The sequence below is a fragment of the Lawsonibacter sp. JLR.KK007 genome (genome assembly GCF_036941135.1).
Taxonomy (GTDB): Bacteria; Bacillota; Clostridia; order Oscillospirales; family Oscillospiraceae; genus Lawsonibacter.
On sequence record NZ_JAYWSY010000001.1, the window covers coordinates 1176607 to 1203187 of the forward strand.

Annotated in this window: 23 protein-coding genes; 1 reads left to right on the top strand and 22 read right to left on the bottom strand. The window is 57.2% G+C overall.

Going from position 1 to position 26581, the window contains the following annotated elements; genetic code table 11:
- Positions 1–20: 20 nt before the first annotated feature.
- Positions 21–2630 (bottom strand): InlB B-repeat-containing protein, encoded by a 2610-nt coding sequence (locus VV088_RS06550; protein WP_334599974.1) that lies wholly within the window; start codon positions 2628–2630, stop codon positions 21–23.
- A gap of 375 nt (positions 2631–3005) precedes the next feature.
- On the opposite strand from VV088_RS06550, the gene yaaA reads away from it, so the two are divergent.
- A complete protein-coding gene (yaaA, locus tag VV088_RS06555; protein ID WP_334599975.1) occupies positions 3006–3770 on the top strand; it encodes a peroxide stress protein YaaA in 765 nt (254 codons plus the stop codon).
- Positions 3771–3939: 169 nt separating this feature from the next.
- Here yaaA and VV088_RS06560 read toward each other — a convergent pair whose 3' ends face one another.
- From VV088_RS06560 to VV088_RS06660, 21 genes are all read right to left on the bottom strand, one after another.
- Positions 3940–5697 carry a hypothetical protein gene (locus VV088_RS06560; protein ID WP_334599977.1) on the bottom strand — a complete coding sequence of 586 codons (1758 nt, stop codon included), beginning with the start codon at positions 5695–5697 and terminating at the stop codon, positions 3940–3942.
- A 381-nt stretch (positions 5698–6078) separates the two neighbouring features.
- The gene (locus VV088_RS06565) at positions 6079–6564 is read right to left on the bottom strand and encodes a hypothetical protein (protein ID WP_334599978.1); all 486 of its coding nucleotides are present in this window, start codon (positions 6562–6564) and stop codon (positions 6079–6081) included.
- Between the two features lie 235 nt (positions 6565–6799).
- Positions 6800–7420 (bottom strand): TetR/AcrR family transcriptional regulator, encoded by a 621-nt coding sequence (locus tag VV088_RS06570; protein WP_334599979.1) that lies wholly within the window; start codon positions 7418–7420, stop codon positions 6800–6802.
- A gap of 930 nt (positions 7421–8350) precedes the next feature.
- Positions 8351–9196 (bottom strand): hypothetical protein, encoded by an 846-nt coding sequence (locus VV088_RS06575; RefSeq protein ID WP_334599980.1) that lies wholly within the window; start codon positions 9194–9196, stop codon positions 8351–8353.
- Positions 9197–9249: 53 nt separating this feature from the next.
- Entirely contained in the window at positions 9250–11820 is a 2571-nt protein-coding gene (locus tag VV088_RS06580; RefSeq protein WP_334599981.1) for an ABC transporter permease, read from the bottom strand.
- On the bottom strand, positions 11813–12499 hold the full coding sequence (locus VV088_RS06585) for an ABC transporter ATP-binding protein (RefSeq protein ID WP_334599982.1): 687 nt from the start codon (positions 12497–12499) through the stop codon (positions 11813–11815). Before VV088_RS06585 ends, VV088_RS06580 begins: the two co-directional genes overlap by 8 nt.
- Before the next feature lie 77 nt (positions 12500–12576).
- Complete coding sequence (locus tag VV088_RS06590) at positions 12577–13281, bottom strand: hypothetical protein (protein ID WP_334599983.1); 705 nt, start codon at positions 13279–13281, stop codon at positions 12577–12579.
- Between the two features lie 72 nt (positions 13282–13353).
- Positions 13354–13863: a GNAT family N-acetyltransferase gene (locus VV088_RS06595; RefSeq protein ID WP_334599984.1), complete on the bottom strand. Its 510-nt coding sequence runs from the start codon at positions 13861–13863 to the stop codon at positions 13354–13356.
- A gap of 36 nt (positions 13864–13899) precedes the next feature.
- A complete protein-coding gene (locus VV088_RS06600) occupies positions 13900–14859 on the bottom strand; it encodes a sensor histidine kinase (protein WP_442913137.1) in 960 nt (319 codons plus the stop codon).
- 68 nt (positions 14860–14927) lie between these two features.
- Entirely contained in the window at positions 14928–15611 is a 684-nt protein-coding gene (locus VV088_RS06605) for a response regulator transcription factor (RefSeq protein WP_334599986.1), read from the bottom strand.
- Between the two features lie 210 nt (positions 15612–15821).
- Complete coding sequence (locus VV088_RS06610; RefSeq protein ID WP_334599987.1) at positions 15822–16925, bottom strand: ROK family transcriptional regulator; 1104 nt, start codon at positions 16923–16925, stop codon at positions 15822–15824.
- 17 nt (positions 16926–16942) lie between these two features.
- Entirely contained in the window at positions 16943–18292 is a 1350-nt protein-coding gene (gene rpoN, locus VV088_RS06615) for an RNA polymerase factor sigma-54 (protein WP_334599988.1), read from the bottom strand.
- 110 nt (positions 18293–18402) lie between these two features.
- Positions 18403–19230 (bottom strand): DUF2971 domain-containing protein, encoded by an 828-nt coding sequence (locus tag VV088_RS06620; RefSeq protein ID WP_334599989.1) that lies wholly within the window; start codon positions 19228–19230, stop codon positions 18403–18405.
- Between the two features lie 15 nt (positions 19231–19245).
- Positions 19246–19659 (bottom strand): ATP synthase F1 subunit epsilon, encoded by a 414-nt coding sequence (gene atpC / locus VV088_RS06625; protein ID WP_334599990.1) that lies wholly within the window; start codon positions 19657–19659, stop codon positions 19246–19248.
- Entirely contained in the window at positions 19659–21062 is a 1404-nt protein-coding gene (gene atpD / locus VV088_RS06630) for a F0F1 ATP synthase subunit beta (protein WP_334599991.1), read from the bottom strand. Before atpD ends, atpC begins: the two co-directional genes overlap by 1 nt.
- A 7-nt stretch (positions 21063–21069) precedes the next feature.
- Positions 21070–21960: an ATP synthase F1 subunit gamma gene (atpG, locus tag VV088_RS06635; RefSeq protein ID WP_334599992.1), complete on the bottom strand. Its 891-nt coding sequence runs from the start codon at positions 21958–21960 to the stop codon at positions 21070–21072.
- A 1-nt stretch (position 21961) separates the two neighbouring features.
- Entirely contained in the window at positions 21962–23722 is a 1761-nt protein-coding gene (gene atpA / locus VV088_RS06640; protein ID WP_334599993.1) for a F0F1 ATP synthase subunit alpha, read from the bottom strand.
- Positions 23712–24194, bottom strand: coding sequence for an ATP synthase F0 subunit B (locus VV088_RS06645; RefSeq protein WP_334599994.1), 483 nt, complete (start codon positions 24192–24194; stop codon positions 23712–23714). Before VV088_RS06645 ends, atpA begins: the two co-directional genes overlap by 11 nt.
- A gap of 14 nt (positions 24195–24208) precedes the next feature.
- A complete protein-coding gene (locus tag VV088_RS06650; RefSeq protein WP_334599995.1) occupies positions 24209–24568 on the bottom strand; it encodes an ATP synthase F0 subunit C in 360 nt (119 codons plus the stop codon).
- An 18-nt stretch (positions 24569–24586) separates the two neighbouring features.
- A complete protein-coding gene (locus VV088_RS06655) occupies positions 24587–25417 on the bottom strand; it encodes a F0F1 ATP synthase subunit A (protein ID WP_334599996.1) in 831 nt (276 codons plus the stop codon).
- Positions 25418–25617: 200 nt separating this feature from the next.
- Entirely contained in the window at positions 25618–26376 is a 759-nt protein-coding gene (locus tag VV088_RS06660) for a MerR family transcriptional regulator (protein ID WP_334599997.1), read from the bottom strand.
- Between the last annotated feature and the right edge of the window lie 205 nt (positions 26377–26581).

The following is a 26581-nucleotide window of genomic DNA, read 5'->3' on the forward strand; positions in this document are numbered from 1 at the left end:
TTACAAATGGACGCCGCATATTAAGAAAAGGTCTGCCAGATTAGATTAAGAAAGCGATCATCGTCATGATCTCCCGCGTACAAATCATTATAATGCATACCCCAATACACACTGTATACGGAAAGCAGACAGTCCAACCGGGTCATTGGGTAATCGGCTAGATCATCCAAGGAGATGCCAACGAACTCATGGAACCAGGAGATAGCCTTGATATAGGGGGAGTCAGAGGGTACTCCCGGAACTGTGTATATCCTGGAGGGTTCCGGACGGCCCATGATGCTCCAGCAGAGATCGAACCAATGCATCGAGGTGAAAGGGGCGCCAGCCTGGAAGCTGTCACGGTCGATGAGTCCCAAATTCAAAGCCCACTGCGCGGCGGGGTAGAAGTAATCGCCCGCCTGAACGCCGGGGATCTCTGCGGTCCTCTTGGCCTGGGGACAACCCGCAGCACGCCACAAAAAGGTGATCGCCTCGGTATGGGTGCATATGCGTGCCGGAGAAAACTTCCCATCCCCGGTGCCGCTGGCAATCCCGATCTGGTAGGCCCAGTTGAGCAGCGGGGTATTCAGCGGCATATCCTCAAAGGGGTGGGACGGGAAGGAATAATCCGCTATTGTGCCGGGTGGGAGAAGGCGGAGAAACTCTTCCAAAGGACGCAAAGTCTCAAGAGGCCAGTCCTCAAAGCCTGAAACGCTGTCCATCACGACACGGTAGGTGTCGATATCAGGCTGCGCGCTTGCCTCCTGATCCTCATTGATCTCGCTGAAAAACGTCCGGCCAGCCACCCGGGCCAAGGCGGCCTTCTGCCCCGCGCAAGTACCGCTAAGCTCCGTAACCTGCTGTGCCCGCCCAAAATCCCACGGGGTCACAATATAGAACGAATATTCTGCGCCAGCGCCGTAGGCGGCCACGTAGGCGGCGCGGTTTTCTGGCTCCGTTTGAAGATACAGAGAGATTCTGCCCCCGGTGCTTGTCGCGTCGATAAAGTCATAGTCGTAGATCTCGTCGATCGACGCGGCCGCATCGATTGTGTCCGCAGTAGCAGTAAAAATTTCAACGGCGAGGTTTCGAGCGGCGGAGTCAGTGTTGGTGATGGTGTAAAATCCCACAGGCAGAGTTAAATAAGTGTCCTGCTGCATCTGTGAAGCGCCGGCTTCTGCCGTCGCACCGGTCAGAGTCATGCCCACCGTGATGATCTGCTGGATTTTATCCGGGCGGTTGGTAGACAGCCAGCCGTTGCGCACCACCGCGATCACCTCGTTGTGCTCATCCCGGATTTCAGCGTTATAGGTGTTGATCCACATCATCGCAACATCTTCTTCGCTGTATAGAGAATTCTCAGCGGTCCCCCGCTCGCTCCACACCCGATTATAATCAGCGTATGTGACGCAGGTAATGGAGCTGTTCGGCTGACCGCTGCCCCACACCAGCGGCGGAAGCTCCTGACCAGAGCTGGCCGTCAGTCCAACAAGCTCATACTCCCAGCCGGTGTACGCCCCATCGATGTCCTTCGTCAAGGTGATATGGCGCTGCTCGTTCCCAGGGTAGTTGCAGTCGTAGATCATCAGCCAGCTCTCAGTGGCGCTCTTTTCCACCAGCTTATAGCCCACCACCGCATGTCCGCCGGGGCCGCCGCTGCGGTCCTGGCCGTAGATCAGGATGACGGGGGCAAAATTCCCGCTGCCGGCAAACTGCTCCACGGCCTGGCAGATACCGTCTAAATTGTTCATGTAGTGCACTCGGGCATCGTTAAATTTCCCGGACAGCTGGCTGATCTGCATGGTCTCCACGAACTCCTGTACTGTCATGTCCAGGCCGCTGTCCTTATCAGTCAGTCCCAGGTCAGACAAACGTGCGGCACGGGGGTTAAAATCAGAGGGGGTAATACCGTTGCTGTGCTGGAAGACCAGGCCGCTGGTGGTAGACATGCCAAAGCAGTTCCCGCTCCAGCTGCCCTGCATCGTGTAGAGGGTATGGGCCAGAGGGGTGGCCCCAAAGACCGCCTGGTAACGTTCCAGGGGGATGGTGTAGTCCTGGTCGTAGCCGAAGCCCTGGGCGCTGTTGTCAAAGCGGTAGGTCAGCTCGGATACACGGCCCTTTTCATCAGCGTTTTCTACCCAGCGGGCGTAGAGAGTGTGGTCGAACGGCCACTGGCACAGGGTGCCCTCTGTAACCTGTACGTTTCCGCCGGCGGAGGTATACCAGCCGGCGAAGGAGTACCCCTCCCGTACAGGCACAGGCAAAATACTGTAGACGGACCCGTAGGTGGCCAGCACGCTGGAAGTTGCAACTGTACCTCCAGCGGTGTCAAAACTCACGGTACACTGCACCGGGGTCCAGTAGGCGTACAGAGTGACAAACTCTTCGGTAGGGACCTCCGTGGATGAGGAGACTTGATTTCCATCCTTCTCCGCATCATACCACCCGGCGAAGACATACCCGTACCGGGTGGGCGTGGGCAGCGTGCCGTAAGTACTATCCGTCGTCTCTTTGCTGGCAGGGTCTACCGTCCCGCCTGTGGCATCGAAATACACTGTGGTAGAACTGACCGCCAGGGCCGTCCCCGGCAGCAGGCCCAACAAAAAAACAAGGACTAAAAGCAAGCTGACAGGCTTTTTTAGACACTTCATATGTATCTCCCCTTACAGTATTCATGTGCTGTTCCTTGCTGACTTCCGACGGCTTGCGGCGAAAAAAAGTGCTGACCTCTCAGCTGCCGGAGTTCGATGCAGAACTTCTTCATTTTGACGAAATGATTCTTTCGATGATGAACCAGATGACAAATCATAATCTGCATAAACTCCATATTATTATACACGTGCCAGTTCGTTTTTGCAACCTGTATTTCGTAACACACCCGAACTCAAAATCGTAAAATCGGACGGCCTCCCAGTCCCCTGCCGGAAAACCACCCCAGCATCTACTAAGAGGATTTGCGTTTTTTGACGGTATGTGGTATGTTAAGATACTACCGGCGCCAGTCAGAACATCAGGAGGGCCTGCTCATGCGCATCATCATCGCCCCGGCGAAGAAAATGGTAACCGATACAGACAGCTTTGCCGTGGACGGCCTGCCTCAGTTTCTGGAGCAGACGGAACGGCTGAATGCTGTCCTTCAGGGCATGTCCCCCAAGGAGCTGCAGGCCCTCTGGAGGTGCAGCGATGCCATCGCCAGGCTGAACGTGGAGCGTCTGGAGCAGATGGATCTGCGCCGCAATCTCACCCCGGCGGTCATGGCCTACGAGGGCATCCAGTACCGCTACATGGCCCCCGGTGTGATGGCGGCGGCCCACCTGAACTACCTCCGAGAGCATCTGCGCATCCTCTCCGGCTTCTACGGTCTGCTGCGGCCCTTCGACGGCGTGACCCCCTACCGGCTGGAGATGCAGGCCAAGCTGCCGGTAAACGGCTGCCTGGACCTGTATCAGTTCTGGGGGGACTGTCTGGCCCGGCAGCTGGCCTCGGAATCAGACCTGGTGCTGAATCTAGCCTCCAAGGAGTACAGCAAGGCGGTGGAGCCGCATTTGCCGAAGGCTGTCCGGTTCATCACCTGCGTCTTTGGGGAACAAAAGGATGGCAAGGTCATCGAAAAGGGTACCCAGTGCAAGATGGCTCGGGGCGAGATGGTGCGCTGGCTGGCGGAACACAATATCACCGATGCCGCCGATATTCAGACCTTCGACCGGCTGGATTACCAGTTCCAGCCTTCCCTGTCAACCGAGAAGCATAAGGTATTCCTCAAAGCAGACTCCCAAAGGCGGACCTCTTAACAGCTTCTGCTCGGATCTGCGCGGAAGCTGGTCAGGACGATGCGAGCTGGGCATGCCTCTCCGGTCAAGCAAAGAGAAGCGCACCGCAAAGGGCATTGACGCACATCCCGGAGCCAATCAGACAACAGACCCGCCGCAACTGCATTTCGCAGATTGCGGCGGGATTTTTTTATCCTGGTGAAGCGAATGAAAGGGAGACCCACTGGCCCCACAAAGGGATGGCGCACAGACGGGCATCCAGGACCGCCTTTCCGGACAGCTTAGAGAGAATCCGAGTGCAGGCGTTCAATTGGGCCTCATACTCCCCGGCAAGGCGGCGGCGGTAGGCTTCGTCACCCTCTCCGGGCCGGAGCTGGTCAGTCTTATAGTCTACAATGTACCAGCCCTCCTCTGTGAGAATGGCCAGATCCAGGATACCGGAGACGCTGATGCTCCCTGCAAAATCTTCCCGGCAGTCCAGCCGGTCCCGGAGAAATTGCCAGTTCTCGTCCTCCCGGGACAGCACCAGGTGGAAGGGCAGCTCGCAGTAACAGGTCCCCGCCCCGGTCAGGCGGCGGAGGGGGGAATGTTCGTCGAACCAGAAGGAAATTGCCTGTTCCAGCTGCCCAAACCCCAGCTGTTCCGCGGCCTTAGTGTAGAGATAGTATTGCAGCTTGCTGTCGGACTCCCGGAAGAACGTCCCGATCCTCCCAGTCTTATAGTCCAGGATCGCCAAATCCCTGCCGTTGGGCAGCCAGCTGCGCTTGGAAAGGCCGGTCTTTTCCACCTGGGGGACCTTGAGCATGTATTGGAAGTAGAACTGCCGGGGACATTTCATCGCCAACTCCAGGGAGGAGGCGGAGAAGACAAAGTCCTCCGGCATTTCCGTCTTCTCCACGGTCGGGATGGTCGGGGCGGTCCTTCCATGCCCCTTCAGCCAGCGATCCGCCCCGGTGAGCGACACCGGCCGGTGGTAGCCGAAGAGGACAGGGCCGGCTGTCTCCCGCAGCTTTTTGTAGACGGGCGAGGGATGCATGGCAAGTATTTTCTCCGTATCGAAGCAGCTGTAGGAGAGGGTGACCTCCCCCTTGGCAGCGGCCAGGACGGTGCCAAGGTAATACACCGGCAGCTCTGCCCCGGAATTGGAGCTTGGGACCCCCAGGGCCGCGCGTTCCTCGTCCCGCAGCAGAGGGGACCCCCGGCCCGAAGCGGTGAGGGCGTCCCGTCCCAGGCCCAGGACATAGGTATAGGGCCGGTCCAGGAATGCGCCTTTGGACAGGGGCGCGGCATGAACCGCACCGTCCCGGGGGGCGGCGGACTGCCAGGGGGTTCGACCGGCGGCATCCAGCAGCTCCGGAAGCAGCGCGAAAAAACTCCCGCCTGGGGCATTCCCCGCCATGTTTTCCAACGCGGAGAGAAGTGCGGCACACTCCGGCGCCCGAGCCTGGGGCAGCCGCTTCACATACCACTCCTGCAGAAAGGGCCGCAGAAGAGCCAACCCCTCCTCCACCCTGGTGTCCTCATCAAACAGCGCTTGGATCGTCCCGCAAAACGCGATCCAGTCGCCGCACCTTTCCAAAAGCTGTTCCGCCAGGCTGTCACGTTGGGTCCGCTCCAGACAGCTCAAATAGCGGGAGAGCTGGCCTCCTACATGCTTGTCCCGCAAATACTTCAAAAACGCCGCCCCGTGAGGCACGACCAGCCCGCCCGCCATCAGGCCGGGCAGGCCCTCCACCGGACAGCCGCTGCCGTACCACAACGCCAGCGCCCGGAGCAGCGGCAGCAGCGTCCCCTTCTCCAGGGGAACGCCGCCCTCCAAGGTCAAAGGGACGCCCAGGCGAGCTGCCTGTTCCTGGAGCAGGAGCAGATCCTTCGGCTTGGTGCAGAGGATGGCCGCCTGCCCAAAGGGGATCTGACGCTCCAGCAGGTCGTAAAACGGAAACAGCACCTCGTTTTCCTGCCCGTAGCCCTTGACGAAGCGCAGACAGGCAGCGGGCGGCACTGGCAGCCAGAAGCTGGCGGCCCATGGACATGGTGGGGGCGACCAGCACCGCCTCAAAGCCAGGGCGGGTCTGCAAAAACCGGTGCAGGGCCGCAAGGGTTTCTTCCATCGGTATCTTGACTCCTTTCACAGGAAACGCACTCACTGACCGTCATTATATACCCCAGGGCCAAATTAAGCAAGAAAAGAGGTTTTTTGTGACGTGTAAATATCTGTTTGATCCGGCTCAGGATTGCTTCTATGAAACGAAACCATAGATTTCCAAATATAAACACAGCCGCCAGGAACAACAGAAACGCTCCAACGTTTCCCCAAGGCATCCCTGCCTCACTTTATTGCGAACCGATTCATAAAGAAGTCGGTAAAAGCGGCCAGCTCATCCTCCTGGGACACATAAACATACAACGTTTCATCTTCCAGCCAGTCATAGGCATTGATGCCGATATACCCTTTTTTGTCCGGGTAAATGATAAAGGCGTCCGTAGGATATCGATTCCGGTAGGCTTTCAAAATTTCAGAACGGCGATAATAGGCCGGATCACCGCAGCCAGAAAGATCAGGAACGGTAGGCACAACCACAATCGTTTGGCTGCTCTCATTCCAGCCGACAATCAAATTCCCGATTTTCGTTTTGCTGCCATGAACAAACCCATAGTTGAACCGGCTCACATCCTCGGTATATCCGAAGAGCAGCCTGTAATCGTCCCCGTTCTCTACGACCTGGTTAAACAACAGGCGCATTTTATTCGCGTTTGCAGCGCTCTTTTCCATGTCAATTTTGGGGCCCTGAAACAGCTTGCTAAAAAATCCCATAATCTTTTCCTCCCTGATTTTTAATATTGACTCCATAACAGAGCTATATATCACTTCAGGTGCAACATGCTCCCAAAGCAACAAACAGATTCATTGTGCGTTCTCCTGCGGAGTTGGCTGTATTTCTTAAAAATAAATTCAAATTTTCAAATTTGTTTTTATTTTGAGTGAAGCAATGTCCGCCTGAATATAACGCCGAAACGCATATTCGGACGGACTCGCTTATTTCTGTTTTTCAGAGTGCCGGTGCCTCCTTTAATTTCTCCAGGGCGTCCACAATTGCATTAAGCTGAAATTCCATCGTCTCCTCCGCCGCTTCGGGAACAAAGAAAGGGAGGGTATCCGGAATAGCCCTGCGTATCACCATTGCCGTCAGGCTTAAATTCGTAAATAGATTGATCTTTGCCGGATCTGCCTTTATCCCAAAGTTTTCTAAAATCTCTCCAAAAAGGTGAAGCTGTTTCTTGCGGAACACCTGATAGCTTTCCTTTGAGAGGCTTTTGAACAGAAGCTGTTGCTCTTCAATCGTTAAAATGGCAATTCCGTTGTTCTCCCCATGGCAGCAGGCATACAGAAATTGCTTTACTGCGTCACGCCAGCTTAGAGCGGGGCTGGCCATAAGCTTTTGCACATACTCAATGATTTTCGGCTGCTGCAGATACAGCGTTTCAACGACCAAATCTTCTTTCGTTGAGAAAAACGTATAGAAGAATGTCCTCGAAATGCCAACTCTTTTATATATTTGTTCCACCGTGGTATGCTGCATGCCTTGTCTTGCTATCAGTTCCAGCCCAACTGTAATGAGCGCATGTCTGATGCGCTCTTTATCTTCCTCAGAATACGCCACTTTTGGCACCTTGTCGCCCCCTTACGCAGAATAAAGACAAATTTATTATTTTAACCTTATTTTAGCACACGAAAAGAGATTATGCAAGAGTGAACTGCTATAAGATCGATATTCCCCCCTTAAGCCCCAGCTTTTTCCGCAATGTTTCTGAATTCCCTTGCACCGATTTTACCTCATAAACTCCTCTCAAAAATTGACACTCCCGCGGCTAAAGCCCTGGACTTTACACCACATTTGGTGAAACTTCCAGGTACATATAGTCAAAAAGAGGCTGCAAGCATAGCGCTAACCATGCTCACAGCCCCAATTGGCTCTTACCCGCTGCTCAATTACAGCGGCGTCGTGTTATTCTATCAAATACTCGGTAATATGTTTTGCCACCTGCTCTGGTGTTTCATCAAAGCCGTACTTAGGGGGTACTCCGCAACCTCAAAGCCATTGCCCTGCAAGGGTTAGGAGGCAAAAATGGGAGTTTAAAGTGCAAGGTTTTTTGCAGAAAGTATATCAAAACCCTTGCACTTGACTTATAGTCACCTCTATATGCGGGCAGGAATGGACCATGCTTTCCCCATATTTCCTTGTTTCGATAAGGCTATAAAACCTGTTTTTGGCTCTTTTCCACGCTTTTGCCCTCAACTTCCTTTTGAACGGGGTTGCGGAGTACCCCCTACTTAGGGGGTACTCCGCAACCTCAAAGCCATTGCCCTGCAAGGGTTAGGAGGCAAAAATGGGAGTTTAAAGTGCAAGGTTTTTTGCAGAAAGTATCTCAAAACCCTTGCACTTGACAAATTGTCACCTCTATATGCGGGCAGGAATGGACCATGCTTTCCCCATATTTCCTTGTTTCGATAAGGCTATAAAGCCTGTTTTTGGCTCTTTTCCAAGCTTTTGCCCTCAACTTCCTTTTGAACGGGGTTGCGGAGTACCCCCTATATTACCTTACTGATTCCGCAAAGGGCGCAGTTCTTTCAAGCTCTCCTGCGCGCCACACTCCAAAATATAGGGAGCTATTTCCTCGTAAGCCTTTTCTGGCGAACCTGCTTCCGAAGGGAGATATGTCCACTGCGTCAGAAAGCTGTGAGCATAGTTGCAGTGAATATTCCCAGTATAAATCTGTACCAGAGGATCAGTGATCCAACTTCCGTCAGCAGATGCACAATCACTCCGATAAGTAAAGTACCTCTGACCATCTTTCACATATATAATGTTCACAGTCAGTTGATTTTCTGCGATGTCCAGCCGTTCTGTTCTGCCAGCTAATTCATTGTAATCGTTCTCGGCTTCCACCTTTTCAAAATAGAAATACTCCCTCCAAGCGGCTAATATTTCCTGCTCCATGTCGCGGTACTGCTCCGGTACAAGCAGATTCAGCGTCAAGTCATCCAACACGATCTGTTTTTCCAGCTCCGAACCATCCGCTGTTTCGATGGGATTCCATTTGAAATATCCCCGGCTCACCTGTATAGACATCCCTGCGGGAGCAATCTCAATGGGAACTTCAGGATTGTTCATGGCATATAGGGGCGTGCCCTCATCATCCATAGTCTGATAATTGTATGCGTCCATGACAAACGCCCCTGCTTTTTCCTCCAGCAGAGCCAGCAGTTTTTGGCTGCGCTGCGCGATTTCCAAATACTTTGCATCGCTTTCATCTTCTCCGCTGTTATAAACCACCGTGCGGTACAGGGGGTCTTCCCACTTGGGTTCCGGCGGTTCCTTCCCTGCGCAGCCGGCAAGGATCAGCAGCGCGGCCAATAACGCCGCCCAGGTCAATCGTTTTCTCATGTTACATTCTCTCCTTTTGTTGAACGATTCGATTTCCAGAGCAACTGGCTTTTTTATCCCTGACGCAGCCGCTCAATAATGCTGGCCCGGGCAATCTGGCGGTACAGCAGCGCCGGTATTGCCACGGTCAGGAGGATCAGAAACGGGTAAATCACCAGCATAGGCCACATGACAAATTGATAGGTGAAGAACCAAATTCCACTGGAAATCCCCCTCACCACCACGACGGAAAACAGCATTCCAAAAACAGCAGACGCAAGCATCGTCCCAACCGCATAATACAGTCCTTCAAAGGAGAGCATACGCTTTAACTGCTGCCCGGTCATGCCAATGCTTTGCAGCATGGCAAATTCTTTTTTGCGGGTGATAACGCTTGTCAGGACGGAGTTGACAAAGTTTGCGATGCCGATAATTCCGATGATGATACTCAGTGCCCCGCCGATAGTGATGATAAGGGAAGTGAGATCGTCAAAGGAGCTGGTATAGGTCGCCTTGGATTCAAAGTCCATACTTGGCTCCACACTGTCGATATAGCTGTTCAAAAACTCTGCCATTTCTGCTTCTGTTCCCTCTTTTACGTCAAAGGTGAAATTGACCAGATGGGGGTTCTTACACAGCGGCAGGAAGATTTCTGTCGGGAGATAGAAGCGAGCTTCGCCTGTGTTGCGGGTGGTGGCCGTGTTCTCGTTGGCCCGGACTTTTGCCATGATGATAAAATCATAGCTGTCAGTAATGGTGGTGGAAAGTTCCTCAGCTTTCAGATGGTTGAGCCGTACTGTATCCCCCACGCTGATATTGGGGTTCTCTATGACCGTTCCATCATCGTTACAATCCACGCTCAGAAGAATATACTCTCCCGTTTTCAGCTTTTCCAGGTCGATGGTTCCCTCTATGACTTCCATGCCATTCAACAGAAAATCGTCCGCGCCATACAGTCTTACAAAAGGATTTCCGTTCAGGTCTTTGTTATAGCTGAAAAAAGCGTTGTGTTCCGTGGAAAACGGTTCTTCCAGCATCCAGGAGGAATAGAGCCTGCCGCCGTCCTCAAAACTGCTGTTTTGTCTGACGGCCTCAATGAAGGTATCGGACAGATCATGTTCGCTTTTTTCAACCTGGTATTGGAAAAACTCTGCGTTGGAAATCACAAAGTCCGTATCCATAAATTTTGCAATATACTTGTCAATATCAAAGCCGCCAGACAGGGTGAATACTGTGTTGAACAATACCAAGCTCAATGTCATGGACACGATCACCAGCACAGTACGCTTGCGGTTGCGGCCCAGGTTCGCCAGCGCCATGAAGTGGAGCTTCGCGCCGTGGGTTGATTTTTTGTCCTTGGCCCTGCGCGTTCCAAACGCCGCTGTATCATTCTCCGTATAGCGGATGGCCTCGATTGCAGAAACCGTACCGGCGATCTTTGCGGGCTTGCGGACGCTGACAAAGACGGTAAAAAGGGCGAAAGCGGCGGAACCAATGAAAATCAGAGGATTTATTGTTACTTTAACACCGGCGTCCGCGGTATAACTTGTTCCGTTCATCAGGAAGGGCACCAAGGCCCGACCAATGAAGAAACCTGCCAGCAGGCCGATGGGAATCCCAACCAAGGACAGCCGAAGCGCCTGCCGGTTGATTAGACGCTTAATCTGCCGCTTTGTTGTACCCAGCGTTTTTAGCTGTCCGTAGGACTGAATATCCTGAATAACGGAAATCTGGAAAATGTTGTAGATAATCAAATACCCTGTTACGACAATCAACGCGACGCCAACAAGGCCGGAAATCAGCATGGCAGGATTGTCCGTTAATGCGCCGCTCTGATAGGCCGGACTGACACGGGCAATCACATAATTGCTGTCCTCCTTGCTGCCGCCCATCGTGTCACAGGTATAGCCGGTTTCGGAAAGAAGCTGGTGGAGCCGGGCTTCTATGTCGCCGTTCCCTCTGAACATCACATAGGCGGAGACAACGCCGGAATAATCATTGTCCACGGGATATGTATAGGTCAAAATGTCCGAATGGGCGTCCACAAAGGCTTTCGACACGACCAGCCTCCCGATGTTGCTCAAGCTGTCCGTTTCCCAAAAGCCGCAGAGGGTAAAATCGGTGGTATATAACTTTCCCTTTACTTCATAGGTCAGAGAAACGGTTTCCCCGATCCGCGCCGGTACGCCCAGGGCGTCCAGCGTCTTTGTGTCCGCGATGATCTCGTTTACCCCTTCGGGCCGGCGGCCTGTTGTGGGGGTGTAGCGGGCAAATTCCAAAGCGGTGTCGTCCATATACCACAGGTCAGACCGCCAACGCTCCAAGCCCGGATTTTTCAGCCGGTAGGACACCGCTTTGGTATAGGCGATACGGTCAATCAGGGGACTTCCCGCTATATCGTTGTAAACTTCATCGCTGATATAATTTAAGACCGCCTGCCCGTCGCCGCCAGCCTTGCGGATGTTCTGATCGTGAACAGTGTCCATCAGGCCAGACCCAAGGGTAAAAATCGTGGTAAAGAGTATGGTTGTCAGAACGATTGCGATAATCGCAATGATATTCCTGCTTTTGCTGGCCTTGAAGTAGCGGCCTGACAGCTTTTTGATCACCGCTCCGTTGTTGTTGCCGAATAAAATGTCATTCATCGCCAGCGCCCCCTTGCTCAAAAATCCTTCCGTCCTCTATGCGGATAATGCGGTCGGCAAGCTGGGCGATCTCGTTGTTGTGGGTGATCATCACCAGGGTCTGATGGAATTTGCTGCTGGTCGCTTTCAACAGGCCCAGCACATCGCCGCTGGTCCGGCTGTCCAGGTTGCCGGTGGGTTCGTCAGCCAGGACGATAGCGGGCTTGGAAATGAGGGCGCGGGCGATGGCGACACGCTGCTGCTGTCCCCCGGACAGATTGTTGGGCATATTGCTCAGCTTGTCCTCCAGGGCCAGCAGGCGCACGACTTCGTCCATGAATGTTTTGTCCACCGTATCCCCGTCCAGCTCTACGGGCAGGACGATGTTTTCATAGACATTCAGGACAGGGACAAGGTTGTAGTTCTGGAAGATAAAGCCGATGTTGCGCCGGCGGAAGATGGTAAGCTGCTCGTCGTTCAGCTCGGCCAGCTCTTTTCCTTTGATCTGAACGCTGCCGGAGGTGGGTACATCCAGACCGCCCATCATGTTCAGCAGAGTAGACTTGCCGCTGCCGGAGGTTCCGACGATGGCGGCAAATTCCCCCTGCTCAATGGAGAGGGTCACACCGTCCAGCGCCTTTGTGATATTTGGCTCTGTGCCGTAGTATTTTTTGAGGTCACTTGTCTGCAAAATGCTCATGGGCTGCACCATCCTTTCTGTGATACCGCTATCATAACAGCCAATTCTCACAGAAATGTCACAGACCGCATTTTTTCTTAATCATATTCCGCACAGATATATTTGAAATCCGCCGTCCTGTTTATCGCTGATAATGCGTGTTCCTCAATATATTTTGACATGATCTCCTCTGCATATCGGAAATTCTCGCCTGGATGACCTGGAGCACAGCGCACCATTGTAATCAGCATCCTGTTATCACCTTCGATGTTTTCAGACGGATAGTTGCCGGCACAGTCGCAGGAATCCTCGTCACGGTATTTCTGCCTTATCGCTTCCATTTGATCCGCTGTGCCAATCACGGCGTGGTAATCCATGTTATCGGAATCACAATAATACTCAATGAAAAGCCTTGCCACAACATCTGTGCATTGTCGAATCTGTTCAATAATGGCATCTGCATTCTGGATAGCAAATCTCCGGATTTCCTGTCTGGCGTGTTCCTCATTTTCATAGCGGATGTACAAAAGCGTCTCATGGCCGCCCAATATGGCGGTGATGTTCTGGAGTGCTCCATCTTTACCATAGACGGCACGGAGTGTCCGAATGAGATCGTCCTCCGGCACATTGTACAGCGTCATCCCACGCCAGTCCTTCCCGACAGGAATGTCATAGGTGAGCATTTGATACTGCCCGTCATAGTCAAAGGAAACTGCGTCGTCATCGTCAATGTCCCTGCTGAAACTGGCAAGGCTGTATGCGCCTGCTTTGTAAATGAGTGGAATGCTGTGTAATTCTGACATTTTGGTATCCTCCTTTTTAATGGCCACACTTGAAAGCAAATAAGGTTTTTGAAGCAAAATAGCCACCCAAACTTATAGTTTCAAACTATATCGCAAAAGATTGTATTGATGGCCGTCTTTGCTGTCTGTTTTAGCTGCTGAAGAAATCAATGAAAAGCCGAATGACTTTGCTAATCGGTTGGAAGCTGTGTTTTCATCTCTCGCTGAATAGATAAACTCTTTTGCGCCAAATTGTTCTCTGCAATATTGAATCAGACCTTGAAGAATCTGCCTGCCAAATCCTTTCCCCACATAGTTCGGCCCCAAACATATTCCGGCCTCCTGATATATGAAAGGCTCGATTTTCTCTACACCCGCAAATCCAATCGCCTTACCGCATGTTTTTTCATAAACCAAATAAGTGTCATGCTCCTTCTGAAACGCGATGGTCTTCGCGATTCTTATTTTGGCGGCTTCTTCGCTTGTGGTAATCGTCCACTCCATATACCGTGCGCTTTCCGGCTGTGACCAGACATTGCGGTACATTTCTATCCAGTCCGAACACTTTGCTTTATCCAAAATAAGACTCTCCGTTTCGATCATGCTCAAAGCCCCCAATCTTGATTGAACTACAAATGATTATCCACGAGGAAGAAATACAGAAAATGTGGAGCCGCCGCCCAATGCCGAAGTCACCTTGATATATCCGCCCTGCATGGAAATGATCTCACGGGCAAGATACAGCCCTATACCGATGCCCTCAACGTCGTGTACTTCTTCTTCCCGGTAGAATCGTTTGAAGATCATCCCCTGTCTGCTCTCCGCTATGCCCTTGCCGCTGTCCGTAACGTCAATGTTTACATACAGCTCCCAGCTTTGGACGGACACCCGAATAGTGCCGCCCGCTGGCGTGTACTTGACAGCGTTATCCAAAATATTGAACAGGGCTTCACTGGTCCATTTCTTATCATGGGCCAGCAGTATATCAGATGGGCAATCTACGCTGACCTGAATCGCTTTCTTTTCGGCGTTCAGCAGAATACCGCCCAGCGCCGCCGCCAGGGTATCGTAGATCGGCTGCGTCTTTTTGTCCAGCGAAATCACGCCGGTTTCCAGCCGAGAGGTCTTTATCATGGCCTGCATGAGAAAGTCCAGCTTTTCAAGCTGGCCGCTGGATGCCTGTAAAAATTCCTGACGTTTTTCTGCTGTCATAGGTTGTTCCAGTAAGGTGGCGTTTACCATCTGGAGATTTGAAATGGGTGTTTTCACCTGATGGGAAATATCGGAAATCAATCCCTGCAAATCGGCCCGCTCCTTTGCTGCGCTCTCCCGATTTTCCCTCATCACTTCATATAGACGGACAAGCCGGTGATTGATCTTGTAAAACAGGTTTTCTTCTTCATAGACTTGCGGCGGGGCTGACGCCCCGTTCAGCATATTGTCGATTGTTTCGCACAGCCTGTCCGAAAACAGCACCAGTTTCCGCCGCAGAAAAGCTACGAAAAGGGCCGCGCAGGTGAACATCAGCAGGACAAACAGCAGGCCCAGCCATACGATTGCCGGATTTCTGGTAAAGAGGAAAGCCGCTGTAATGGTCATAATGGAGAGCAAAGCTAAAATGGCTGCCCCTACCGCACAGGCGCGGTTGATGGAAAGTTGGTCCCCACTCACTTTTTTATCCCCCCAATCCACATATAGCCCATGCCATAGACGGTCTTGATATATTGCAGGCCGTCTCCTTCGATTTTGCCCCGGATGCGGCTGATCGCAACGGTCAACGCGTGTTCGTCCACAAAGTTTTCATCTGCATCCCATAGCTTTTCAAAAAGCGCCTGCCGGGTTAGAACGATTTGCGGATTTCTAACCAGCACCTTTAGCAAGCGGTATTCCAACGGCGTGAAGACAACCGGCTCCCCTGCGAGTGTGGCGGTCAATTCTGAGAAATTGATGAATAGTGTGCCGTCTGTGTAGCAATCGCCGCCTGTCTGCTTCTGGATGCGGCCCAGCAGAGCTGATACTTTTTTTCGGAATACACTGATCGGGAACGGCTTCGTCACATAATCGTCTGCTCCCAACTCAAAGCCACGCAGCTGGTCGCTCTCCATATCGTTTGCGGTCAGGAAAATCACGGCGGTATCTGGACGGCGCTCTTTAATCTCCATGCAGAAGTCAAACCCGCTGCCATCCGGCAAGTTGACATCCAGCACAATCAAATCATAGTCCTGTGCTTCGCAGAAATTGACCGCCGCTGATTTTGACATAGCGGCGTCCACAGTGTAGCCCGCCGCCGAAAGATTGTAGTAAAGTGTATGGTTCAACAGACGGTCATCTTCAACGACTAAAAGCCTCATGGCTTCACTTCCTTTCAAAAGGGGCTTCGAACAGCGTACAGATAGACGCAAAAAAGCCAGGGCAGGAGACCGGCACCCGGCGCTCCTGTACTGGCTCCTGCTGGACTGTGAAGATGTAGGCCATCCCTTGCATAATAACGTTTTCACATCATGCGGTACAGCGTTTGATAAAGAAATGTTCTTATCAACACCACACTGCAGGGGGCTTTTTCAATAGGTCAGGAGAAAATCGTCGATAAACCGCAGGGCCGTGCCGGTACAGGCACTGCGGGAGCCGAAGTGGTCCAGATACAGGAAAAAGTCCTCCCCGTTGAAGAGGGTCTTCTCCCCCACCTCCCAGCGCAGCTCCGGAAGCAGTCCCTCCAGGTAGGGAGACAGGGCGCCGCCCAGGATGATGTCACAGTCAAAGCAGGTGCGCAGGTCCACCAAGGCGTCCACCAGATAGCCCTGGTACTCCTCCCAAACGGCGGCAGCCTGCTCGTCTCCCTTTTGGAGGCGGTCAAAAAATTCCTCCAGGGTCAGCCCCAGGTCGTCGCTGAGCCGGGAGGTGGAGCAGTACGCCTCCACACAGCCCCGCCGGCCGCAGTGACAGGGCCGTCCATTGGGGACCAGGCAAACGTGGCCGAATTCGCCGCCCCGGCCATGGTCCCCCATATAGTGTTCGTTCCCCAGCAGGATGGCGCCGCCCACCCCCCGGTCCAGGGAGAGATAAACCGCATTGGTCCTTACTCCTCCTGCCCAGCGCTCCGCGTAGCCGCTGGCGTTGGGGGTGTTTTCAATAAAGACGGGATAGCGGGAGAAATGGCAGTATATCTCCTCCAGAGGGATGTCCTGCAGTTCCAGCGTGGGAGAAATCACCAGCCGGCCCTCCGCCTGGTCCATAATGGCCGGCATGGCGATGCCCACCCCCAGCAGGCGCTCCCGGTCCAGGCCGCAGTCGTCCAAAAACTCCTCCAGGCACTGGGCCGTCGTCTCATAGTAGGCGGGGGTGTGGGAAAAGGGCATGGACAGCTCCCGGCTGCCCAGCTCCTCCCCGCGCAAGTCGATGGCCAGCAGCTGCACACGGTCATCCAGCATGCACAGGCCGGCCGCCACCCGCGCCAGAGGGTCCAAAACGTAGGTCTCATCCTCCAACCGGGTGACCATCCCCTCCTCCAGCAGTCCGGCCAGACTGCTGGACACGACCGGCGCTTCCAAGGACAGCTCCTCTCCAATTTCCCAGGCCGTCACCGGCTGAGGGTGGTCGTAAATATACCGGTAAACCTTCCGGCGGTCCGTCTGCCGCTGGATGGCCGTATTCATCGTCCGCTCCACAACGCTCGCCTCTTTTTTCAGCTCTTTCGTCCCGAGGCGCTGGGAAGCCCCAGCTCCTCCCGGTATTTGGTCACCGTCCGCCGGGAGATGGGACAACCCTCCCGGGCCATACGCTCGGACAGCTGCTGATCCGACAGCGGCCTGTCCTTATCTTCCCCGTCGATAAGCCGCACCAGCAGCTTTCGGGCCGCCGTGCCGCTCAGGCTCTCCCCCGCCCCGGCGGAGCGGCTGAAGAACCAGCTCAGCGGATAGAGGCCCTGGGGACACTGAAGATACTTTTCCCGTACCGCACGGCTCACCGTGGATTCGTGGAGGCCCAGCTCCTGGGCCACCTCCCCCATCCGCAGGGGGCGCAGGGCCTCGGGGCCGGAGTGGAAAAATTCGCTCTGCCGCTCCACGACGATCTGAGCGCACCGCAGCAGGGTACTCCCCCGCTGCTCCGCCGCCCACAGCACGTTCTCCGCCTGACGCAGCTTTTCCTGGAGGTACTCCCGGGCCTCCTTGACGTCGGTCGTCTCCAGCATTTTTCGGTAGTAGCGGTTCATCCGGAAGGGCGGGCGCTCCCCCCGGGCGGACCGGACCGTTAACCGGCCCTCCTTCTCCTCCACCACCAGATCGGGCTGGATATAGCACACCTGCTCGGTCCGCTGGAACACCGCGCCAGGGCGGGGGTCCAGCTCCCGGATGGTCCGGCGGGCCTCCTCCACCTGGGCGGAGGGAATGCCAAGTTTGGCGGCCAGCGCCCGGTCATGGCGTCTGGCCAGGGACTCCAGGTGCTCCCTGACGATGGTCAGGGCGGGGCCCGTCTCCCCGATCCGCTCCAGCTGCAGGGCCAGGCACTCGGACAGCTCCGCCGCCCCGACCCCCGCCGGTTCCATGGTTTTCAGCAGGGCCAGCGCCTCCTCCAGCCTGGACAGGGGGACGCCTCCATGGCTGGCCAGCTCCTCCAGGGGGGTGCGCAGGTAGCCGTCGTCGTCCAGGCTGTAGATCAGATAGCGCACCAGACGGGCGCTCCCCTCCTCCAGCTTGAGCCGGTCCAGCTGCCGGCACAGGAAGCCGGCCAGCGTCTCTTCCAGCCCCCCGCTGGTGCCGACCCGGGCCAGCGGGTCCAGCTCCTCATCGGTGAACTGCTGGTAGAACCAATTCTGCCGGTCATTGTCCTCCAGCCAGCGCAGGCGGCTCAGGATATCGTCCCGGTCCTCCGCCTGCGGCGGCGGGCCGGGGGTCTCGTCCAGCTCCACCAGGGGGTTCTCCTGGGCCAGCTCCCGGACATAAGCCTCCAGCTCCAGGGTGCTCAGCCGCAGCAGCTCCACGCTGTACAGCTGCCGCTGGCTCAATCGCTGCGTCTGTGTCTGCTGCAGCTCCATCGGTTCCGCCTCCCTCATTTTCTCTGACACTAGTTTATGGCGGAATGGAAAAAAAGTCAAGAACAAGAACCGGCGGACCGTCAGGGGCCCGCCGGTGTTCCGAGACAGGATCAGATAGACACCCGCAGCGGGCAGTCCGACAGAGACACCCGCTCCGCCAGCCGGTTCAGACCGTGGTCCCGCAGGTAGTCCTGGAAAATGACCGCCGACTGGGTGGAGTCCGGGCCGATGATCAGCTCCGTGACCAGATCCTCCAGCCCGATCCCGGCTTTTTCGCACATGCTGTTCAGGTCCAGCGGGTAATACTTTTTGATCCGCTCCTTGGACACGTGGTAGCAGGGCTGAACGTCCAGGTCCTCCTTCCCGAAGGGGGAGACCACCAGACGCATCTCATACTCGGAACGGAAGGAGGGATGCTTAAAGGATACAGAGCAGGCCCAGGCGTCGTGCATGGCCCGGCGGATCTCCTCCCCGGCCAGGTCCGCGCCCTCCCGCACCAAACGGTAAAAGGTCTCCACCATGGGGTGGCCGGCCATGTCGCTCTGGTAGAACACCATCTGCAGGGACAGCGCCCCGACGGCCATCCGCTCCAGGTACTCCCGCCGGAAGGCGATGCACACTCCCCGGCCCCGGTTGCCATACCGCTCCCACTGGGCGGCGTCGTCCCGGTGGAAGGAGAAGCAGGCCGCAAAGGCGGAGTACTCCTTTTCCAATTCCTCCCGGAACAGCTGCTGCACCTGCCACGCGCACACCTTGTCGCCGCCGTCCTCCAGCCGCTGGGTCACGGCGGTGCACAGCCCGTTCATAAAGTGGCGCATCTCCGCCGAATCGTTCATGCGGAGGACATTGTTGACCCGCAGCTGGGCCTGACGCAGGATCCCGTCCACAGCCTGAAAGTCGGTGTAGTGGTAGAGGATGCTTCTGCCCTGGTGGTCCATAGGGCCTCCCTTCTGCTATCGTCCGATGCCCATATTCTTCACCCGCAGGCGGTTCAGCGCCCGGGCCATGGATGCCTCCGCGATCCGGTGCTCCTGGCGGCTCCGCTTCTGGAGCAGGATCTCCTTGGCCTCGTCGATCTCCCTCTGGGCCCGCACCGCGTCGATCTCCTCCGGGCGCTCCACCGAGTCCACCAGCACCAGCACGTCATTCTGCTCCACCTTCACCATCCCCGGCGAGACAGCGGCCCGGCAGGACTCCTCCCCCGGCGCCTGATAGAGCAGGGTGCCGGGCTGGATGGCGGCGATCATATTGCTGTGGTGGGCCAGGATACTGAACTCCCCGTCGCTGGTGGGAACCGTCAGACTGACGCAGGGGCCCTCATAAAAGGTCTTGTCCGCGGCCAAGATGTGTACCTGAAAGGTCTCCATCAGACCTCACCCGCTTCCAGCTTCTTCGCCTTGACAGGCACGTCCCGCCAGGTGCCCACATTGTAAAAGGCCGCCTCGGGGTACTGGTCCAGCTCGCCAGAGATGATGGCCTCGAAGCTCTCCAGGGTGTCCCGCAGGGAAACGTACACGCCGGGCAGTCCGGTGAACTTTTCCGCCACGTGGGTGGGCTGAGCCAGGAAACGCTGGATGCGCCGGGCCCGGGCCACGGTCTTCCGGTCCTCCTCGCTGAGCTCGTCCATGCCCAGGATGGCGATGATGTCCTGAAGCTCCCGGTATTTCTGCAAAATTTCCTGCACCGTCCGGGCCACGCGGTAGTGCTTCTCCCCCACGATGTCCGCCTCCAGAATGCGGGAGGAGGAACCCAGGGGGTCCACCGCCGGATAGATGCCCTGCTCAGAGATCCGGCGGCTGAGCACGGTGGTGGCGTCCAGATGGGCAAAGGTGGTGGCGGTGGCCGGGTCGGTCAGGTCGTCGGCGGGGACGTACACTGCCTGCACCGACGTGACAGAACCCGCCTTGGTGGAAGCGATGCGCTCCTGCAGCTCCCCCATCTCGTTGGCCAGGGTGGGCTGGTAGCCCACGGCGGAGGGCATCCGCCCCAGCAGGGTGGATACCTCACTGCCCGCCTGAACAAAGCGGAAGATGTTGTCGATAAACAGCAGCACGTCCTTGTGCTCCGCGTCCCGGAAGTGCTCCGCCATGGTCAGTCCCGACAGAGCCACCCGCATACGCACGCCAGGGGACTCGTTCATCTGTCCAAAGACCAGGGCGGTCTTGTCGGACACGCCGCTCTCCCGCATCTCCCGCCACAGGTCGTTGCCCTCACGGGAACGTTCGCCCACGCCGGTAAAGATGGAGTAGCCGCCGTGCTCCATGGCCACGTTGTGGATCAGCTCCTGAATCAGCACCGTCTTGCCCACGCCGGCGCCGCCGAACAGGCCGATCTTGCCCCCGCGGGGGTAGGGCTCCAGCAGGTCGATGACCTTGATGCCCGTCTCCAGAATCTCCACCGCCGGACTCTGCTCCTCAAAGGAGGGGGGCTTGCGGTAGATGGGCTTGGTGGGGGTGCCCTCGGGCACCGGACCCTCGCCGTCGATGGGCTGGCCCAGCACGTTGAACATCCGTCCCAGGGTGGCCTGGCCTACGGGCACCTCAATGGTGCGGCCAGGGACATCCACCGCCAGGCCCCGGGCCAGCCCTTCGCTGGGGGAGAGCATGACGCAGCGTACCACGCCCCGGCCCACATGCTGGGCCACCTCCATCACCCGCACGGTCCCATCGATCTCAACCGTGAGTTCCTCCCGGAGCTTGGGCAGCTCGCCCTCGGTAATCTCCACGTCTACAACAGGGCCGGAGATCTGCACAATAATTCCACGTTCCAAACCCCTGTCACTCCTTCCTCTGGCGCTGGGCCCTGGCCCCGGCGGAAATTTCGGTAATCTCCTGGGTAATGGCCGACTGACGCACCCGGTTATATTTCAGCGAAAGCTCCCCCAGCAGCTCCTCCGCATTCTGGTTGGCGCTGTCCATGGCCGTCATGCGGGCGTTCTGCTCGCAGCAGAAGCTGTCGATCAGGGCGCTGTAAATGTAGCCGGACACATAGCTGGGGATCAGATTGTCCAGCACCGGGCGCACACTGGGGAAAAACTCAAAGGGCTCGGTCACCGCCTGCTCCCCGGCCGGAGCGCCGAAGTAGGTGCGGTGGAAGGGCAGCAGCCGGACGGACCGGGCCTCGAAGGACATGGCGCTGGCCATGTCGGTGTAGATGATGTAAATTTCCTTCAGCTCCCCCCGGTCAAAGCCGTCCACCAGCTGGGCGCCGATCTCCCGGGCCCGGGCCATGGTGGGGTTCTGAGCGGTATAGAGGAAGCTGCGCTCAATGGGGATGTTCCGCTGGGAGAAAAACCGCCGCCCGTACTCCCCCACCACAAAGAGCTTGGTGTCCGGGTGCTGCTCCAGCAGCTCCTGGGCCCGGCGGATAGCGTTCTGGTTATAGGAGCCCGCCAGCCCCTTGTCGGCGGTGATGACCAGACAGCCGTAGGTCCCCTCCCGGGGGGTGTCGTCGTCGCTGGGGTAGAAATAGTGGCTGTCGATCTCATTGGCGGTGCGGAAGATCCGCTTGATCTCCCGGCGGAGCGCCCTGAAGTAGGGACGGGTATGCTCCAGCTCCAGCCTGGCCTTCCGCAGCTTGGTGGAGGCGATCAGGTACATGGCGCTGGTGATCTTTTTCGTCTCCTGGACGCTCTGGATGCGGGTCTTGATCTCTTTTGTCCCTGCCACCTCAGCCACCGCGCTTTCCGTTGGACTTCCAGTCCTCCAGGAACTCCCTGGCCTGGTTCAGGATCTCCTCCCGGTCCTCCTGGGACAGCTGGCCGCTCATGTCGATCCTCCGGCACAGGTCGGGGACCCCCTCCTCCAGAAAGGCCAGCAGACCGTTCTCAAACTGGTCGATGTCATCCAGAGGAATGTCCTGCATCATATGGCCCAGGGCGCTGACCAGCAGGATTACCTGCTGGTGCTGGGCCAGAGGCGCATACTGGGGCTGGCGCAGCAGCCGCATCAGGCCCTGGCCATAGGCCAGCTGGCGCTTGGTGGCCTCGTCCAGGTCACTGGAGAACTGGGTGAAGACCTCCATCTCCCGGTACTGGGCCAGATCCAGGCGCAGGGTGCCCGCCGCCTTTTTCATGGCCTTGGTCTGGGCGTCGCCGCCCACACGGGAGACGGACAGGCCCACGTTGACGGCGGGCCGCTGGCCGGAGAAGAACAGGTCGCTCTCCAAAAAGATCTGTCCGTCGGTGATGGAGATGATGTTGGTAGGGATATAGGCGGACACGTCCCCCGCCTGAGTCTCGGCAATGGGCAGGGCGGTCATGCTGCCGCCCCCCAGCTCGTCGCTGAGGTGGGCGGCCCGCTCCAGCAGGCGGGAGTGGAGGTAAAACACATCGCCGGGGAAGGCCTCGCGGCCCGGGGACCGGCCCATCAGCAGGGACAGGGCCCGGTAGGCCACGGCGTGCTTGGACAGGTCGTCGTAAATGATGAGCACATCCCGGCCATGGTACATGAAGTGCTCCCCCAGGGCGCAGCCGGCGTAGGGGGCGATATACTGCATGGCCGCCGACGCCCCGGCCGGGGCGCTGATGACGGTGGTATAGTCCATGGCTCCCCGGCGGGACAGATTCTCCACCATCTGGGCAATGGAGCTGGTCTTCTGGCCGATGGCCACATAGATGCACACCACGTCCTTCCCCTTCTGGTTCAGAATGGTGTCCAAAGCGATGGCGGTCTTGCCGGTCTGGCGGTCGCCAATGATCAGCTCACGCTGGCCCCGGCCGATGGGGAACATGGAGTCGATGGCCAGCAGGCCGGTCTCCATAGGGGTGTTGACGGGCTGGCGCTCCAGAATGCCGGGGGCGGGCGCCTCAATGGGGCGGCGGCCCTCCGCCTGGATGCGTCCCTTGCCATCGATGGGGACGCCAAGAGCGTCCACCACCCGGCCCAGGAACTCCTCGCCTACCGGCATACCGGCGGTCTTCTTGGTACGGCGGACAATGCTGCCCGCGCTGATCTCCTCCGCGTCGCCAAAGATGACGCAGCTCACCTCGCCCCGGCGCAGGTCCTGGACCATCCCCCGGATTCCGCCGGTAAACAACAGGATCTCGCCATACTGGGCGTGCTCCAGGCCGTCTACGGTGGCGATCTCGCTGTCCACCGTCAGCACGTGGCCGATCTCCTCCGGCACCAAGGCCAGGGACCAGTCCTCCACGGCCTGGCGCATCAGGGGGACCAAGTCGTCCTGGCCCGGCTGGAGGGTCCGCAGGTAGTCGGTAAACTGGCGCACCCGGCCCTTCAGACTCCAGTCGTATACATCGGAACCCACCTGAAGGCGAAAGCCGGAGCGCAGGGAGTCGTCCTGTTCCCAGTGCAGAGGGACCTTGCGCTTATACTTTTTGGCGAGGAATTCGGTAAAGCGGCGCTTTTGGTCTGCGGTGGGCTCCTGGGCGCTGCGCAGCTCCGCCGTCAGACGGCTTCTGTCACTCCTCATACTCTTCTCCCTCCTCCGCCAGGTCTAAGAACTGGTCGAAGGGATCAGCCTGGAATGCCAGCTTCTTGGTGGCCTGAGCCGCCAGCTTCCGCAGCTCCCGCTGGGACTCCCGCAGCACCCGCTCCCGACTCTGCTCCGCCTCGGTCTGGGCGTGGGCCACGATCTGCCGGGCCTGCTCCTTCGCCTGGGCCAGCTGGTCCTCGGTGGACTGCTGAATGGCCTGCTGGGCCTTGGCCCGGGCCTGATGGATCTCTTCATCCGCCCCGTCCAGCTTGGCCTGATACTCTGCGTGGACCCGCTCCGCCTCGGCCAGCTTCTGGGCCGCCTGCTCATCCAGCTGGCGGTAGTGCTCCTCCCGCTTGGCGATAAACCCCTTCACCGGCTTGTAGAGCAGGATGTACAGCCCGCCGGTCAGGATGGCCAGATTCATCCAATGCAGCAAGATCTGCTGCCAATCAATATTCAGCGGCATCGTTCCCACCTGCCTTACAATACGAAGATAATGAGAATAACCACCAGCAATGCGTAGATGATGGCCGTTTCAATAAAGACCAGACCCAGCATCATCATGGTGCGGATCTTGCCCTCCGCCGCAGGCTGGCGGGAGATGCCCTCCGCCGACTTGGCCGCGGCCAGACCCATGCCGATGCCGCCGCCGCCGGCGGCGATGCCGATGGCCAGAGCGACGGCGATGGCCTTCAGGCCGGTGGTGTTGTCCACCACCTGAGTCTCTGCGGCGGACGTCTCGTCTCCGGCGGGCGCCGCAGCCAGGGCGGGCGCCATCAGGGCCAGGCTCAGGACCAGAACCCCGCCAAGGATCAGGATGCGTTTCAACAGATGCTTCATTATAAAAACCCCCTCAATTTATGTCTGCGCGGCGTGCGCGCCTTCGTTTTCTTTGTGTCCGCTGGGCTCGGATACCTCGCCGTAGTACATGGAAACCAGCATGGTGAGCACGTAGGTCTGGACCAGAGCGTGGAGCAGGGTGAACAGCACCCCTACCAGAACCGGCAGGACAAAGCTCAGGCTGATGTAGTAGTAGACCAGCTCTGTCACCAGCAGGCCGCTGAGCAGAGCGCCAAAGAGACGGAAGCTCATGGAGATGGGCAGGGAGAACTCCTTCAGAGTCTTGCCGACCCCCTTGATCCCGTTTTGGGCCACGCCGCCGGACAGGATCACCAGATAGGACAGGGTCCCCATGGCGATGGCGGCGTTGACGTCGGACAGCGGGGCGGGCAGGGTGATGGGCTGTCCATGGACCGTCATGGCTTGAAGGCCCAGCAGCTCGAACAGCGTGCCCACGAAGATATAGGCGCCGGCGGCAAAGATGTAGGCCCCCAGGAACTTGAAGCGGTGCGGGCTGTCCCCCCTGGCCATGCCGTCAAAGAGGCCAACCGCCTCCTCCAGCGCCAGCTGGAGCCTGCCCGGACGGTATTGGAACCGGGGAATGACGAAGGCCCGGATCACGACCGCAGCCAGCAGCAGGACCGCTGTGACCAAAAACGAGGAGATCAAGCCCGGATTTACCGCCTTCAGTCCGAAAAGGCTGATCTGATTGACGTCATGCAGGACGGCGTCACGCATCGTCTCCTGCACGCTCTCTGACCGGCCGGGCGATCCGGCCAGCAGCGCCCCCAGCAGCAGGACCAGAGCCACGCCGCCAAACAGCGCCAGAGCTTTCTTGTGTTGCTTCATAACATCCCTTCTCTTATTAGAACTGAGCGGCGTCCCAGCGGACGCCTCGGTACCTCCTATATTATAGCAACTCTCTTCCCAAAGTCAAGGGAGCTCCTTTTCTGCAAATCGCCAAAAAAAGCATTTATACGCTTTCTTAACATGGTAAACATACTGCCGCCCCTGCGGCGGTCCCGCAGGGGCGGCAGAGGGGTCAGTGCTCAGGCGATCCAGTGGAGCACCGCGTCCCGGAGGAAGCGGGCGCAGCCGGGGACCTCCCGGTCGTAGTAGGCTGTAAAGCGTTCATCCTGTACATACAGCTCCGCCAGGCCCCGGTGGCGCTGCACGTCATACTGGTTCCCAGTGACGGTGAGCCAGCGTTGGTGGAGAGCGGCGAGCTCTTTCCCCACCTCTCCTGCCGGGTCGGTCCCGGCGGTTACAGCCGCAGACAGCTTCTCCAAAATTTCCCTGCCCAGGCTTTCCCACTCGGCGTACTGCTCCTGAGTCACGCCCTGGAGCCAGGTAAGCATTGCGTCCACCTCAACATCGCCGTACTGTTCCCGGCTCTCGGCCTCATAGGTCTTCCTGTACTCCTCCAGTGCGCCCCGCTTGAATGCCTCAAATTTCTTTTCGTCAATCATAATTTCATCCCTTTCCTGTGTCAAGATAGTTTCCTTTACAGAGTTGATAAGTCCCTGAACCCGCTCCCGCTCCGCCTCCAGGGCGGCCAGATGGCTTCGCAGGACGGCCAGGCGGTTGTAGGAGGGATCGTCCAGGATTCGTTTCACCTGGGCCAGCTCCACCCCGAGGGCCCGGTAGTACAGGATGTCCTGGAGCCGGTCCACCTCCGCCGGGCCGTAGAGGCGGTAGTTGCCCTCTGTCCGGCCGGAGGGCGTCAGCAGACCGATCTTGTCGTACCAGCGCAGGGCGCGGGTGGTCACCCCCGACAGGCGCGACAGTGCTTGAATGGTGTATTCCATTCCGGTCACCTCCCGAACATCATAGTAACAGTTGACGCTGCGGCAGAGTCAAGGGATCTTTTCAAAAAAATTTGACCATCTTAGACACGCGGCTGTATCATCAAAAATACCCGCCAGTCAGGCGGGACAGAAGAACGCGCTGCTGCATAGAGCAATCCTCTTTTACCGGTCTGCCATAAACACATGTTGACCGCTCGGCCGGTAC